The organism is Acinetobacter sp. ANC 5378 (assembly GCF_013004315.1).
GTDB lineage: Bacteria > Pseudomonadota > Gammaproteobacteria > Pseudomonadales > Moraxellaceae > Acinetobacter.
Genome location: NZ_JABERK010000051.1, coordinates 1 through 12493, shown reverse-complemented (window position 1 = coordinate 12493; position 12493 = coordinate 1). Strand labels below are relative to the sequence as shown.

At 40.5% G+C, this 12493-nt stretch carries 10 protein-coding genes and 1 pseudogene; 7 read left to right on the top strand and 4 right to left on the bottom strand.

Features of this window, described 5'->3' with window-relative positions:
- Positions 1–128: 128 nt before the first annotated feature.
- Positions 129–326, bottom strand: a pseudogene (locus HLH16_RS11220) (sugar transporter); the annotation flags it as partial.
- Between the two features lie 106 nt (positions 327–432).
- On the opposite strand from HLH16_RS11220, the gene HLH16_RS11215 reads away from it, so the two are divergent.
- Together HLH16_RS11215 and HLH16_RS11210 are read left to right on the top strand one after the other, a co-directional pair.
- Positions 433–714 carry a GNAT family N-acetyltransferase gene (locus tag HLH16_RS11215; RefSeq protein WP_171529398.1) on the top strand — a complete coding sequence of 94 codons (282 nt, stop codon included), beginning with the start codon at positions 433–435 and terminating at the stop codon, positions 712–714.
- Positions 715–766: 52 nt separating this feature from the next.
- Positions 767–1051, top strand: coding sequence for a GNAT family N-acetyltransferase (locus tag HLH16_RS11210; RefSeq protein WP_131292340.1), 285 nt, complete (start codon positions 767–769; stop codon positions 1049–1051).
- Between the two features lie 54 nt (positions 1052–1105).
- Here the strand turns inward: HLH16_RS11210 and HLH16_RS11205 are convergent, their stop codons facing one another.
- Both HLH16_RS11205 and mpl read right to left on the bottom strand, forming a co-directional pair.
- Complete coding sequence (locus tag HLH16_RS11205; RefSeq protein WP_171529397.1) at positions 1106–2188, bottom strand: zinc-dependent alcohol dehydrogenase family protein; 1083 nt, start codon at positions 2186–2188, stop codon at positions 1106–1108.
- A 574-nt stretch (positions 2189–2762) separates the two neighbouring features.
- Positions 2763–4127 (bottom strand): UDP-N-acetylmuramate:L-alanyl-gamma-D-glutamyl-meso-diaminopimelate ligase, encoded by a 1365-nt coding sequence (gene mpl / locus HLH16_RS11200; RefSeq protein WP_171529396.1) that lies wholly within the window; start codon positions 4125–4127, stop codon positions 2763–2765.
- Between the two features lie 253 nt (positions 4128–4380).
- Here mpl and HLH16_RS11195 point away from each other — a divergent pair, with 253 nt between their 5' ends.
- From HLH16_RS11195 to HLH16_RS11180, 4 genes are all read left to right on the top strand, one after another.
- Complete coding sequence (locus HLH16_RS11195) at positions 4381–4719, top strand: DMT family protein (protein WP_171529399.1); 339 nt, start codon at positions 4381–4383, stop codon at positions 4717–4719.
- A 180-nt stretch (positions 4720–4899) separates the two neighbouring features.
- Positions 4900–5412, top strand: a complete 513-nt coding sequence (gene purE / locus HLH16_RS11190; RefSeq protein ID WP_171529395.1) for a 5-(carboxyamino)imidazole ribonucleotide mutase — start codon at positions 4900–4902, stop codon at positions 5410–5412.
- Between the two features lie 27 nt (positions 5413–5439).
- Complete coding sequence (locus tag HLH16_RS11185; RefSeq protein WP_171529394.1) at positions 5440–6561, top strand: 5-(carboxyamino)imidazole ribonucleotide synthase; 1122 nt, start codon at positions 5440–5442, stop codon at positions 6559–6561.
- Between the two features lie 635 nt (positions 6562–7196).
- A complete protein-coding gene (locus HLH16_RS11180; RefSeq protein ID WP_171529393.1) occupies positions 7197–8483 on the top strand; it encodes a lytic murein transglycosylase in 1287 nt (428 codons plus the stop codon).
- Positions 8484–8554: 71 nt separating this feature from the next.
- Here HLH16_RS11180 and HLH16_RS11175 read toward each other — a convergent pair whose 3' ends face one another.
- Positions 8555–9682, bottom strand: a complete 1128-nt coding sequence (locus tag HLH16_RS11175; RefSeq protein ID WP_171529392.1) for an anhydro-N-acetylmuramic acid kinase — start codon at positions 9680–9682, stop codon at positions 8555–8557.
- Positions 9683–9762: 80 nt separating this feature from the next.
- Between HLH16_RS11175 and tyrS the strand changes: the two genes are divergently transcribed.
- The gene (tyrS, locus tag HLH16_RS11170) at positions 9763–10977 is read left to right on the top strand and encodes a tyrosine--tRNA ligase (protein ID WP_171529391.1); all 1215 of its coding nucleotides are present in this window, start codon (positions 9763–9765) and stop codon (positions 10975–10977) included.
- The last annotated feature ends 1516 nt before the right edge of the window (positions 10978–12493 follow it).

The window sequence follows — 12493 nt, the reverse complement described above, 5'->3', positions numbered from 1 at the left end:
GCTCGTCCGGGCAACAGATCCTTAATCTGTTGCCACTGATCATCTCTTAATGCATAGCGTTTAGTCATGAAAAAATAATGAGGACAGATTAGATTTTCTCAAGCTAATTGATGACAGGCCCTAGCGACTTACACTTTAATTAAGTCTTTACCTTGCACCAAAATGAATGTCAATACGGTACCTATAACAGCAACCAAGCCGCCCACGATCCCAATCTGACTTAAGCCATAACTTGTCGTGACCATTTTACCTAATGATGTCCCACCGCCAATCCCGACATTATAAAGGCCTGAATAAATCGCCATGGCGACATCAGTTGCATCCGCATGAAAATAGATAACCCTATATAGAAATACCCAAAAAATTTAACAATATTGAGCAGCTATTTATGGCATGTTTATTCCTGTTCACACGAATGAGAGAATAAAAATTTTGGAAATTAAACACAAAGATGATGGCAAAAAAGGTGAATTTTATATCGGTGACAATCATCAGCATCTAGCGGAAATGGTCTATACCTGGGCCGGTGAAAGTGTCTTTATTATTGAACATACCGATGTAGACGATTCTCTGCGTGGACAAGGTGTGGGCAACAAATTACTTGAGCGTGTAGTCTCTTTTGCACGAGAGAAAAATATCAAAATCATTCCGCTCTGCCCTTTTGCCAAGTCCGTTTTTGATAAAGATTCATCTATTCATGATGTGTTGAAATAAGTTATTTTTAAAGTATTCTAATTTCAATCAAGTAAAAAATTGAGGGATAGCGATGCAGTTTCAACATGATGATAATGGTCAAAAAGGCGAATTTTTTACTTTGAATGATTCAGGTCAACGGATTGCAGAAATCAGTTATATCTGGACAGGTGAGCATCAAATTATCGCCAATCATACCTGGGTTGATGATGTTTTGCGTGGACATGGAGTAGCGCGCCAGTTACTGGATGTTTTGGTGGAATTTGCACGTCAAAAACGATTGAAAATTGTCCCAACCTGTTCTTATGTTGACGTCATGTTCAAACGTGATAAAAGCTTTGCAGATGTTGTGGCTTAAGTTTGTCGTGATTTAAAAAAGCCCAAAAACTGGGCTTTTTATTTTTTGAGCCAATTAAGCAAGATCGATAATCACCTTCATTGCATTCTCGTCTGCGGCGTGTTTAAACACATCATAGGCTTTCTCAAATTCAGCAAATTTAAAGTGATGGCTGGCCAACCGTTCCAAAGGTAGTTTTCCGGAACAACAGGTTTTTAGCAACATGCCGGTGGTATTGGTATTCACTAAACCTGTGGTGATGGTCAGATTTTTAATCCAGAGCTTTTGCAGTTCAAAATTAACCGATTTGCCATGCACACCGACATTGGCCAGATGACCACCTTCTTTTACCACGTTCTGGCAAATGTTCCATGTTGCCTCTGCACCTACTGCCTCTATCGCACAATCGACCCCCCGCCCTTCGGTAATTTCTAGAATACGTGCAATCGCATCTTCCTTGCCGGAATTAATGGTATGGGTCGCACCTAATTCTTTAGCCAGTGCGAGGCGGTTATCATCCATATCTACAGCAATAATTTGCGCTGGTGAATAGAATTGCGAAGTCAGTAAGCAACCCATCCCGATTGGTCCTGTTCCCACAATTGCAATGCTATCCCCCGGTTTGACATCGCCATATCGCACGCCAATTTCATGGGAGGTCGGCAATACATCCGATAAAAACACCGCGATATCTTCATTTAAGCCTTCAGGTAAGGGATAAAGCGAGGTATCGGCAAAAGGCGTCCGCACATATTCTGCATGCGCACCATCAATCATGTAACCCATAATCCAGCCCCCTCCGTTACGGCAGTGAGCGTAGAGTTGTTTCTGACAATTTTCACAAGTTCCACAGCGGCTGACGCAGGAAATAATCACCCGATCGCCTTTTTTAACATTCTTGACGGCCGAACCGACTTCTTCAACGATACCAATACCTTCATGACCTAAAATACGACCATTAAATCCACCGGTCTTCTTCTTGGCCTCTTCCTGAATTTCGGGGTTTTTACCTTTCCAGATGCCTAAATCTGTACCGCAAATGGTGGTTTTTGTGACCCGGATGACCGCATCCGTTGCATCAATAATCTGAGGGATGGGACGGTCTTCAAAACGGATATCATTTTCGCCGTAGTAGACCATTGCTTTCATTGTTGTCATTAGCTTGTTCCTTTTAGTATTCGCCTACTTTCATTACGTATTGATATATTTTAAATTTTTCTCAAAATTGAAAACTGTTGTTTTAAATTGAGTCTAACCAAATATGAACAGTAGCATGAAAGACCTATAGTTGGGCTCTTAGGTATTTGTCGCTTGTTTAATTGTGGCTTATGGATACACAGAGCTTCGCTCTCTAAGCTAGCAATAGTCGTTGACGAAGTCATTACTTAGACAGTTTTGCTTACAGAATGCTTTAATTTAATGACGACTGAACTGGTTCAAGACAAAAAATTATCAATACGGACTTTTATTTCAGGTTATTTATGAGAGTTATTTTTATAAAAATGATTAAAAACTATGCCTGAAACTTATTGTGTCATTGTGATGTTTAGATGGAATTGGAGTTTGGTGGAGGTTGCAACGTAAATTAAAGTCTAAGTTGGGCTTTATTATTTTTGAATCGCGGATTCAAGTACCACGTGCGACACATTGGTAGTTAGTTGAAAAAAGTTAAGTGTATTAGAATCCGCCAAATAAAAAAGCCCGCTATACGGGCTTTTTGTTAAAAACAGAATTAGGCTTTTAAAGCAGTTATCAATTTCTGATGTAAACCACCAAAACCGCCATTCGACATAATCACCACAGCATCGCCCTCGCCTGCTTCACCGGCTATAGTTTTGATGATGTCATCCAGTGAACGTGCCACAATGGCTTTATTGGGTGCAGCATCAATCACCGGTTGTAAATCCCAGTCCAGACCTTCTGGTTGATACCAAATCACTTCATCCGCCAAACGTGCTGAATGCGCCAAACCATCTTTATGACTCCCCATACGCATGGTGTTAGAACGCGGTTCAATGATTGCCCAAAGTTTGCGTTCACCAAGACGTTTACGTGCGCCGTCCAAAGTGGTTTCAATTGCGGTTGGGTGATGGGCAAAGTCATCATAAACTTCAATACCTTTCACAGTATCTAGTAATTCCATACGGCGTTTTACACCGCCAAAGTTTGAAAGTGCTTCACATGCAGTTTCAATGGATACACCCACATGCTCAGCTGCGGCAATAGTCGCCAAGGCATTGGCAACGCTATGTTGACCGGTCATATTCCATGTAACGATGCCTTTAACAACACCATTTTCTAGCACTTTAAAGTGTGAACCATCTGCAGAAAGTTGCTCGGCAGATAATGATGCTTTTTCATTGGTATCTAGTGAAGTGCGAACTACAGGTGTCCAGCAGCCCATTTCCAAAACTTCATCAATATTGGTTTCAGTAATGGGGGCAATAATACGGCCTTCACTTGGAATGGTACGTACCAGATGATGGAACTGTTTTTGAATGGCAGCCAGATCATCAAAGATATCGGCATGGTCAAATTCAAGATTATTTAAAATCGCAGTTTTTGGATGGTAATGCACAAACTTGGAACGCTTGTCGAAGAATGCAGAATCGTATTCATCCGCTTCTACACAGAAATATTTGCCACCGCCTAAACGTGCACTTTCACTAAAACCCAGCGGTACGCCACCAATCAGGAAACCCGGGTTTAAACCGGCCTGATCAAGCACCCAAGCCAACATGGTCGTTGTGGTCGTTTTGCCATGCGTACCGGCGACGCCAAGAACATGCTTACCTTGTAATACATGATCTGCCAAAAATTGTGGACCTGAAATATACGGTAAACCTTCATTCAGCATATATTCCACAGCATCAATGCCACGTTTCATGGCATTACCGACAATCACCAAATCTGGATGTGGCTGCAAATGGCTACGGTCATAGCCTTGCATTAAGGTAATACCTGCATTTTCCAGTTGGGTCGACATCGGTGGATAGACGTTCGCATCTGAACCCGTCACCTTATGTCCTAAATCACGTGCCAATAGTGCCAGCGAACCCATAAAGGTGCCACAGATACCCAAAATATGCAGATGCATTCGTTTTAACTCCACTGCTTTTTTGACACATCACGGTGTTGTTGGTGGTGTCATTATTGATTCAATTTGAAAGCAACGATATCAAGGGTTTTGTGGAAAAGATAGTCTTTCTTGTATCTATTCATAGGATTGCATCATGCGTTTTATATCGCTGTTATATGGGCATGGTTCGCTGGAAAAATCATGGATGAAATGACATGCTTTTTTAGTGGAAAAACGTAAAATATTCACGATTATTTCAGATAAATTGAATATGTTCTTTCCGCTGCTACTTTTAATTATTTCTAACTGTTTTATGACTTTAGCTTGGTATGGTCATTTGAAGTTTTTACATGGTGCACCGCTTTGGCAAGCTATTTTATTTGGTTGGGTGGTTGCCCTGCTCGAATACAGTTTTATGATTCCTGCTACTCGATTGCTCGCACAACAAGGCTGGGCAGTGGGGCAAATGAAAATTACCCAAGAAGTGGTGACATTACTGGTGTTTGTACCTTTTATGATTTTTCTGTTTAAGCAGCAGTTTAAACTGGATTATTTATGGGCAGGATTATGTCTTTTAGGTTGTGTATATTTTGTCTTTCGTAGTCAATAAACTGACCACTGCCCTATTTTTATCTATTTCTATAAAAAATATTGAAAATATCAGTCTGCTTGAGCTGTTAAATTTTGGTGGGATGAAAAATCAGTCTATAATATCGGGCTTGTGATTCATTTAAAGCTTGGCACTTGTCGAGATTTATCCTTCCTTACATTCGTTTATGGAATATTTGCAATGAATGCGGCTGCTGCAGACACTCAACCTCTCGTTGGAATTATCATGGGTTCTCAATCTGATTGGGCAACTCTGGAACACACTGCCAATATGCTTAAACAGCTTGGCGTCCCATTTGAAGCGGAAGTTGTTTCTGCGCATCGTACGCCAGACCGTTTATTCGAATATGCTGAAACAGCACGTGACCGTGGTATTCAGGTGATTATTGCCGGTGCAGGTGGCGCAGCGCATTTACCAGGTATGTGTGCAGCAAAAACTGATCTACCTGTATTAGGCGTTCCAGTAAAATCTTCAATCTTGAATGGTGTAGATTCATTGCTTTCAATTGTGCAAATGCCTGCAGGTATTGCAGTGGGTACATTGGCGATTGGTCCTGCTGGTGCAACCAATGCAGCGATTATGGCAGCACAAATTTTAGGTTTAACACGTCCTGAAATTGCAAAAAATGTTGCTGAATTCCGTGCTGCGCAAACTGAAAAAGTGGCGAGCAAAAATATTCCTGGTCAAATCTAAAGCCAAGCTTAAAACGGGACACACGTTATGGATAAAACCATCGGTATTTTTGGTGGTGGTCAACTAGGCCGTATGATGGCACAAGCTGCCCTACCGCTGAATATTCAATGCACTTTCTTTGAAGCCAATACAGATTGCCCTTCCGCTGCGATGGGTCAGGTGATTTCGACCAAAGCTGAAAATGGCTTACAAGATTTTATCAATAGTGCAGATGTATTCAGCCTGGAGTTTGAAAATACACCGCTAGCAGATGTTGATGTTTTAACCAAGCAAAAAGAACTGCATCCGCCACGTCAGGCTTTGGCCACTGCGCAAAACCGTTTGCTGGAAAAAGCTTTATTCGATCAACTCGAGATTCCTGTTGCGCCGTATAAAGCAGTCAACTCTTTAGATAGCTTAAAGGCTGCGGTTGCTGAATTATGTTTGCCGATTGTTTTAAAAACTGCTACTGGCGGTTATGACGGTAAAGGTCAGTTTGTGTTGCGTAGCGCAGAGCAAATTGATCAGGCTTGGGCGGAACTCGGGCCTGCCGGTTCACTGATTGCTGAAAGTTTTGTGACGTTTTCGCGTGAAGTGTCGATTATTGCGGTGCGTGGTCAAAATGGTGATGTGAAAACATGGCCATTGGCTGAAAATCACCATCACAATGGGATCTTGTCGCATTCGATCGTGCCTGCGCCAAACAGTACAGATTTACAGCCGGTTGCGCAAGACTACATCACTCGCTTGCTGAATCATTTGAATTATGTCGGTGTGTTGACGCTTGAATTGTTTGTGACTGACAAAGGCTTGTATGCCAATGAGATGGCACCACGCGTGCATAACTCAGGTCACTGGTCAATTGAAGGCGCTGTCTGCTCGCAGTTTGAAAACCACATTCGTGCAGTTGCGGGTTTACCCCTCGGCTCAACTGAAGTGGTTCGTCCAACAGTGATGGTGAACATTATTGGCAAGCATCCAAAATCTGAAGATGTCTTGGCCTTAAATGGCGCCCATTTGCACCTGTATAACAAAACTGAACGTACAGGCCGTAAAATTGGTCATATCACGCTGATGCCAAACGACAGCGCTGAATTAACCACTTTATGCCGTCAATTGGCGAAAATTTTGCCAGAACCTTTAGCATTAACTCAAGATATGAGCATTTAATCCTTCGATTGAATGATAAAAAAGCGGTCATGCCAATGACCGCTTTTTTTATGCCTGAAGTTCGGGCATGATTGCGCCTCTTTTGAGCTTATGTACCGTTTATCGGAACAGAATAAAAAATAACTGTATGTAATTTGTACAATCCTTTATAAATAGACTGCATAAAAAACAAACAAGTAGAATTGTGCTGTATTTAAGTTTTAGTCCTGTAAAACGATGCAGAAATTTTCAAATTCAAAAGATAAAAAATAAACTCAAAGTCATATGAATTTAAATTTAAAACCGGTGTGTTTGAATTTAAAAATATGAATTCAAAGTGTTTTGGAAAATATGAATTTAAACTTTTAGACATTTAATAGCATAAAAACAAAAGGGATTAACTTATCCACAGTATGTTTGAATTTAAAAAACGCATTTTAAATTTAAAAAATAAATTTAAATTCATATTTTTGAGTATTTTTTGAATTTAAAAGTTTTAAAATAGGGTTTGTGGATAACTTTTTTAAATTTAAAAAACAGAATATGAATTTAAAATGAAGGAAAATGAATTTAAATTTACGATTTGATTCAGAAATTAACGACTGATGGTGGTATGGTAAAAACATAATTTAAATTCAAATGCCATCAGGGATACTATGCGTCGCTTAGCTTTCGTTTTAGGTTCAGTTTTTCTTGCAATGACTCAAGCCAATGCTGAGCTGATTATTAATGGCCAACGTGTCACAGTGACTCCAACCACGCCTACAAATCAAATTTTTATTCCGCAAAATAATTTTCAGCAATGTATTGCCAATTTACGTACTCAAGCCATGACTTTGGGGGTGAATGGGTCGACCTATGACCGCTATACGCAAAATTTAACGCCTGATTATTCCGTCATTGAAAAATTAAATTACCAGCCTGAATTTTCTACGCCAATTTGGGATTATTTATCCGGTCTGGTGGATGAGGAGCGTGTGCAACTGGGACGTCAAAAATTAGCCCAGCATCAAGATGTACTCAATCGCGTTGCAGCAACTTATGGTGTTCCGGCTGAAACAGTGGTGGCAGTGTGGGGTGTGGAAAGTAATTTTGGTGATATTTCCGGAAGTTATCCTTTATTACAGGCTTTGGGTACTTTAAGTTGTGAAGGTCGTCGTCAAAGCTTTTTCCGTGGAGAATTTTTTACCACGATGCGAATTTTACAACGTGGTGATTTAACCGAGCAGCAAATGAAAGGCTCATGGGCTGGGGCATTTGGTCATACTCAGTTTATGCCTTCAACCTATGAAGAGCTTGCAGTTGATTTTGATGGTGATGGTCGTCGTGATTTGGTTTCTAGCACTGCAGATGCTTTGGCTTCAACGGCTAATTTCCTTAAAAAACGTGGCTGGCAAACCGGCATGCCGTGGGGGTTTGAAGTTCGTATTCCTGAAGGTATGTCGATCAGTAATGAAGGGCGTCGCAATAAAAAATCTTTAAGTAGCTGGGTGAGTCGAGGTGTGGTTCGTGCCGATGGCACTCCTTTAATCCAGGGGAATTTATCTGACAGCAGTTCGGCGGGATTAATGGCACCTGCAGGTGCAAATGGCCCGGTATTTTTAGTCTTTAAAAATTTCGATGCTATATATAGTTATAATGCTGCGGAAAGTTATGCTTTGGCGATTGCGCATTTGTCCGATCGTTTACAGGGTCAAGGTGGATTTAGTAAAGCCTGGCCAACCGATGATCCAGGAACTTCCCGTGCAGAACGACGTGAAATTCAGCAGTTTTTACTCAATAAAGGTTATGACATTGGTGCAGCCGATGGCTTGATTGGCGATAAAACCCGTCAAGCCATTCGCCAGGAACAAAATCGTTTAGGTTTGAATCCAACAGGTCGTGCAGGCCAACAAATTTTACGTGCATTTCGAAATGAAAATGCCCAGAAAATGATGAAATAATCATGTTTTAGAAATAAAAAGGTCTGCTTTAAGCAGACCTTTTTATTGTGAAATGTTTTTATAATTTATGCTTATACCGCTGTAATAGTACCTAAAACACGATAGCCTGCCGCACCTGTAACGGTGGGTAGGTTGCCACTTTGCTGATTCATAAAACGCATCGCCAGCCATGCAAAAGCGGTCGCTTCCACCCAAGTCGGCGCTAAGCCAATTGCGGAGGTGGTTTGAACTGACCAATTGTGTTTGCGCAAACGCCAGCGCAATTGCTCGAGTAAGTGTGAGTTATAAGCACCACCACCACAGACATAGACTTCACCGGTATCCATATCGGAACGGTAAATGGCTTTTTTAATTGCCCGTGTGGTGAGTTTTAATAAGGTCGCCTGAACATTTTCAGGAGTATCTTCTAACTCGTTATATTCAAGGTCATTGCGCCAATCGGAAATTTGTTCATCTAACCATTCCAGGTTGAAGTCTTCACGACCGGTACTTTTTGGCGGTTCTTTAGAAAAATATTCATGAGCTTGTAGGCGGTCGAGCAGGCTGCGAATCGGATGACCGTATGCTGCCCAGTTACCATTTTCATCATAAGGTTGACCGGTATAACGATGACACCAGGCATCCATCAAAATATTGGCAGGTCCGGTATCAAAACCATATACAGCATCTGGATTACCCGCAGGTAACATGCTGACATTGGCAATGCCACCTAGATTTAAAATGACACGGTGAATGCTTGGGTGCTGGAACAAGGCCTGATGAAATGCAGGAACTAAAGGTGCACCTTGACCACCCGCAGCCATATCACGACGTCGGAAATCTGAAATTACTGGAATCTGGGTCATTTCAGTAATGATATTGGGATCGCCAATTTGCAAGGTAAAACCATGTTCAGGACGGTGGCGAATGGTTTGCCCATGCGAACCAATGGCTTTAATCTGGCTACGATCTAGCTGGTTCTTTTCAATCAGTTCATTAATGCCACCACCAATCATTTGTGCTAGCGCCACATCGGCTTTGCCCATGCGATCAATTTCGTTGTCACCAGGTAAAGTCAGCGCCATCAGTTCGTCACGTAAGTCCAAATCAAATGGCAAGGTGAGGGTGGCATGAAGCTGCAATGGATCAAATGAAGCAGCCACAATGTCAACGCCATCCATGCTGGTGCCAGTCATTACCCCAATATAGATCGCTGTCATGATGATAGTTAAGCCTGCATTATGCTGAAAAAGTGTTAGTATATCGCACAAATTGTATAACTGATGTATTGGGTTTTGTGATGTCAAATTTCCTGCCGGCTGAAGAACAACTTGCCCTCATCCAACGAGGCACTCATGAGATTATTTCTGAAGAGGATCTGTTAAAGAAACTCAAAGAAAATCGTCCCTTAAAAATTAAAGCGGGTTTTGACCCAACAGCACCTGACTTACATTTAGGTCATACTGTACTTATTAACAAGCTAAAAGTATTCCAAGACTTGGGTCATGAAGTGACTTTCCTGATTGGTGACTACACTGCCATGATTGGCGACCCGACAGGTAAAAGTGCAACCCGTCCGCCATTGTCGCGTGAGCAAGTGTTGGAAAATGCAAAAACTTATCAAGAACAAGTATTTAAAATTCTTGATCCGAATAAAACCAAAGTTCGTTTTAACTCTGAATGGTTTGCACAAAAAACCGCAGCCGATCTCATTCAGTTGGCGTCTCAGCAAACTGTGGCGCGCATGCTTGAACGTGATGACTTTACCAAGCGTTATAACAACCATCAGCCGATTGCGATTCATGAATTCTTGTATCCATTGGTACAGGGTTATGACTCAATTGCGTTAGAAGCAGATGTGGAACTGGGTGGTACAGATCAGACCTTTAACTTATTGATGGGTCGTACGCTGCAAGGTCGTTATGATCAGGAAGCGCAAGTCTGCATTACGGTTCCAATTCTGGAAGGTTTGGATGGCGTGAATAAAATGTCTAAATCTTTGGGGAACTATATTGGTGTGTTTGATGCACCAGGTGCGATGTACCAAAAAGTCCTTTCAATGCCAGACGCTTTAATCGAGCGTTATTTTGATCTGCTTAGCTTTAAATCACTGGATGAAATTGCAGTGTTATTAAAAGAAATGCAAGAAGGGCGTAATCCTCAAGAAATTAAAAAGATCCTTGCATTAGAGTTGGTAGAACGTTTCCACGGTGCGGAAGCGGCTGAGAATGCACATAAAGGTGCAGGTAATATCATTACAGAAGGTGAGCTGCCAGAAGGTACGCCAGAAGTGACCATTTCACGTGCTGAATTTGGCGGTGAAATGTTTATTGCTTCTATTTTACGTACGGCCGGTTTAACCAAAAATGCTGCACAGGCCAAAGATGCCGTGGCGCGTGGTGCTGTAAAAGTGGATTGGGAAGTAGTTGATGCGGGTTTCTCTGTGAGTGAGAACAAAACATACATCATTCAAGCAGGTAAAAAAGCGATTGCTAAAGTGACCTTTATAGACTAATGGGTTTCTTGAGTTTTTATTTAAGTTATTGAAATAAAAGCAGGCTTTGACCTGCTTTTATTTTTTATATCGTATATTAATATTTTGAATAAGCAAATTCAAAAAAAACCTTATAAAAACAATAGTTAAATTTTTCCAAATCTGTTGCATTCTGTTTTGCTTAAGTATAGGATTTATCCATCTAGACATCGTGTAGAAAACATATCTAGAGGGTACGTGTATAACAAAAGCTCCACAATTTTAAGTCTCTTCCCCAAGAGACTTTTTTTAAATTTTTACTGATAACTATAATAATGACATCATGGATCGAGCTATAGATTCAACTCCAAGGAAGAGATTTTGGGAGAGATCTCTTTCTTTTTTTCTATCTAAAATTTAGTCAATTTTAATTTACCTGATCTTTTTCACTGCCTAGATAGCAAAAAATTCCCTGTTTTAGAAAATCTTACTGAGCTTGGTTATTTTTCAGAAGTTATGAGTGTTTCGGCATTCAGGTGAATAAAATTGAGTTTGGGTAAGATTATTTTGACGAAGCTGCCGACACATAAAACGGTTATAATGATTTCTTCTCGCACCCCAATAATCGTATGTAGAGATAAATAAGCGCTGGCCTGGCCACTGCAATTAAAACTAAAATAATATCGCGATAAGTTTTGCATGAGCCGAAATTGAAATTAAAACAAATCGCAAATGATTGATACAAACCTTCCCCAGCCAAGAAGCCTAAATTTACTTTTTACCACCACGCACACTTCAAAAGCCGTGATTAGACAGCTCAATAAGCATAGCCAGAACCACACTAAAGGCTAATAAGGCCAGTCCACTAATTAAGAATAAGAGTCGCAAGGGAAATTGAGTTGGTATCATTTCAAACGGGGGGAATAAAACCAGGCTTAAACAACTCTTTGATTGGTGCTATTCACCGAATGGTTATAAAAATTACTTTTTTGAAGCAATGATCGTTTTTCGTGAAGATGGAATCATTCATGATGAATATTTAGTTTTAAACATGCTTGGTTATAGGTAAGGGGTATTCATGTCGTTGGCTTGTTTGTGGGAATGTGATTTAAGTAGATAGTATTTATAGCTTGATTTGAAATTTTGAAGATGGATATAGGGGTAGAAAGAAGTGATGGATTGATGATTTATGGTTTTAGTTAAAATATAAAATTCCAAGAAAATTTAAAAAAACCAATTTTTTTATTAAAAAAAGTATAAAAAATGACTAAAAAACATGATTTTTTACTGATTTTGTAGAAAAAACAGACATGCGTGATAAATATATCATTTTAGGGGTTGCGCGCATTTAGAAACTGTATAGAATACGCTGCATCCCGACGAGATAGACGGAAACGAACGAAGCGCGAAGCGCTGAGTTGTTGAGTTTATGGCGTTGAGTGACTTGTCTCTGACGAAGAGCAAGAAGATCATTAAGAGATTATGAAGAACAACTTGTGTGGATTTTTACTGGTTGATCGATCGAAATTATTTTCATTGATTGATGGTAGAAATTACT